The following is a 2,432-nucleotide window of genomic DNA, read 5'->3' on the forward strand; positions in this document are numbered from 1 at the left end:
TCAGCCCCCTGGTAAGCTATAAGCCGTCCATCAGGCGAGAGCACGGGGGCTGACGGACGGGTGCGGGTGTACGATATTGGGGCAGGTTCTGATAGTGTGCTTACTGGCACCCTACCCGCAGCGGTGCGGCCTAGATGGTCGCCGGACGGAGACCGGATCCTGTTTGAAGCCGAGGGGCATGTGTTTGTGTCTGAGGTCAAGTCAGGAGTGCAGCGCGATGTCGGCGCCGGCGCTCTAGGTCGATGGCTGGGAGACGGTTGCCAGGTGCTTCTGGACAGAGGCCAGACACTCGTTGCAGTGGACGCGTGGACCGGGTCAGAGTCTGCCTCGTGCCTATCGCAGGAGCCTAGGTGGGGTCTGGCTCTCAGCCCTGATGGCGCCGTGGCTGCGTTTGTGGTGGCAGAGCCATCCGGGGGGAAAGTGAGATTTCTTGACCTGATGACGCAGGAGACGTGGGAGGCCAACGCTTCAGGGGAAGTCTGGCCGCCGTCCCTCGCGTGGTCACCTGACGGACGGTTCCTGGCCTATCTGGTAGGAGGGGCAAGGACTGAGAGAGGGCAGGCCGCGGCAGTGTGGGTTGTGGACAGATCGGGCTCGCCGGTGGCCGAGTTCTCGATCATCACAGACAGGCGTTTTGCCGGGATGGCGTGGAGTCCGGACTCCAGGGCCGCTGCAGTATCGGGCCGTGCGTCTGGCGGCATGGGGGTCTTCGCGGTGCTGGCGGTCGACCTGAGTGGTGAGGCGCACAGGCTGACTGGGACTGGAAACTGCGTCCTGCCAGACTGGGGTCCGGCGAGGCGGAAGTGAGGCAGGGGTACAGTCGCAGCGGCCGCGCTGCTGATCCCTTGCGGTGCGGCCGCTCTCGATGTTGTTTGTGACCCTATTTCCCACATGTTCCGGAGGAGCATGACACGGACGCATCTGTGGTTCCAGTGCTCTTCTCGGCCTGGGACTTGCTCTTGTATTCCTCCGACCTGTGGTCGGTGGTGTAGAAGCCGGACCCCCGGAAGATTACGCCCATTCGGGAGCTTATGAGCCGGCGGACCGGCGAGCCGCACTTCGGGCACTGGGCCAATTGGCCCTCGCCAACACCGTGCAGCACCTCAAACTTGCCGCATTTCTCGCATGCGTACTCGTATATAGGCACGGTTTGTCCCTCCCTTTGACGATTCTACACCCAAACCACGTCTGAACTCAATAGTCCTGCGCGAGGTCGATAACCCCACGGGCCTTTGCGGACCGCTCACCCACGTGGAAAAGAAACAGCCCGAGAGCGAGAACTGCGGCTGCCGAGAGCGCAAGCACCATCAACAACCCACGAGTGCCTCCTGCCCAGGCCCCGGTGAACTGCCGCGCGATATCGTCACCTAGGACGGCTCGGCGAAGAGCCTCCACCCAGTAGGTGAGGGGAATGATACGCGAGACCGCTTGCGCCCACAGCGGCAACGCGGATACTGGATAGAGGACCCCACACAGGAGGTACAGAAGGCCGGTGACCGCCTCCGATGTCGATCCCCCGTGCCTGGCGATGAAGAACATCAGGGAGGCCATGACAAAGCCGACCCCAATTGAGCATACCAGCCCCAAGGCGAGAACAGAGCTGAGCAGTGGCCAGTTGACGGTGGATATGCGCACGGGAACGCTGAGGACGAACCTCCCGAAGATCATGAGAACGAGCACCGAAATCATGGCTACGGCGAGTTTGGACAGCCCTCGGCCCAGGAGGTAGAGCCGGTACTGAGCCTTGGACGTGTAGATGTACCGGATCATCCTGAAGAACTCCCGGTCTTCGATGATTACCCAGCTCATGCCGAGAGTCACCTGGCCCACCAGGGCGAAGAAGGCGTTGCCCACGTACATGTTGGCGAAGAATCCTGTGTCGGACGCACCCCGCCCGACGACCCTGTAGATGAACAGGAGTATGAGCGCACCGGCCAAGGGTTTCGCCACCGAATAGACGGCAAAGAGAAACGGGTCTGCCCAATTGGAGTCCATCTGCCAGCCTAGCCATGCCGCTGTCTTCACTGCCGAGAGGCCATCCCTCATTGCCATTTGAGAGTTAACCTCCCCTCTCGCTTGGCAAGACGTTCCATAAACCCCAAGGCGGTGCTGGCTGCCACCATGAACAGGACCGCGAGTCCCGCGAGAGCACCTATCTCGATCTCTACAGGCAGAAAGCCCATGGCGGCGGACCCGAACACTAGCTGCCTCATGGCATCGATTCCGAAGGTGAGGGGCACTAGAGATCCGGACAACGCAACCCAGAACCCAAGAGCCCGGACGGGGAAGTAGAATCCAGTGAGAAGATACACCGGTTCCTGGAGCAGGTTGGCAGTATGCCAGGCTTCCCGGCCGTACAGCATGAACAGTGAACTCATGCACATCCCCATGCCGTAGAGAGCGACCACTGTCAGGATGAAGGTGGTCAGGGC

4 protein-coding genes are annotated in these 2,432 nt (G+C 61.4%); 1 reads left to right on the forward strand and 3 read right to left on the reverse strand.

All coding sequences use genetic code 11. The features are described from left to right. Positions 1–96 precede the first annotated feature (96 nt). Positions 97–807 (forward strand): hypothetical protein, encoded by a 711-nt coding sequence (locus NUW23_16060; GenBank protein MCR4427664.1) that lies wholly within the window; start codon positions 97–99, stop codon positions 805–807. 73 nt (positions 808–880) lie between these two features. On the opposite strand, the gene NUW23_16065 is transcribed toward NUW23_16060, so the two are convergent. The 3 genes from NUW23_16065 to NUW23_16075 form a co-directional block, all read right to left on the reverse strand. Further along, a complete protein-coding gene (locus NUW23_16065) occupies positions 881–1,147 on the reverse strand; it encodes a zinc ribbon domain-containing protein (GenBank protein ID MCR4427665.1) in 267 nt (88 codons plus the stop codon). 47 nt (positions 1,148–1,194) lie between these two features. Next, a complete protein-coding gene (locus NUW23_16070; GenBank protein MCR4427666.1) occupies positions 1,195–2,052 on the reverse strand; it encodes an ABC transporter permease in 858 nt (285 codons plus the stop codon). Next, positions 2,043–2,432, reverse strand: a 390-nt coding sequence (locus NUW23_16075) for an ABC transporter permease (protein MCR4427667.1), incomplete at its 5' end; no start/stop codon positions are given. The genes NUW23_16070 and NUW23_16075, both read right to left, overlap by 10 nt.

Source organism: Bacillota bacterium (genome assembly GCA_024655925.1).
GTDB lineage: Bacteria > Bacillota > DTU025 > DTU025 > JANLFS01 > JANLFS01.

Bases quoted from the DNA above. Each gene is read 5' to 3' on its own strand.
- NUW23_16070 (MCR4427666.1), bottom strand. From the start codon at position 2,052: ATGGCAATGAGGGATGGCCTCTCGGCAGTGAAGACAGCGGCATGGCTA.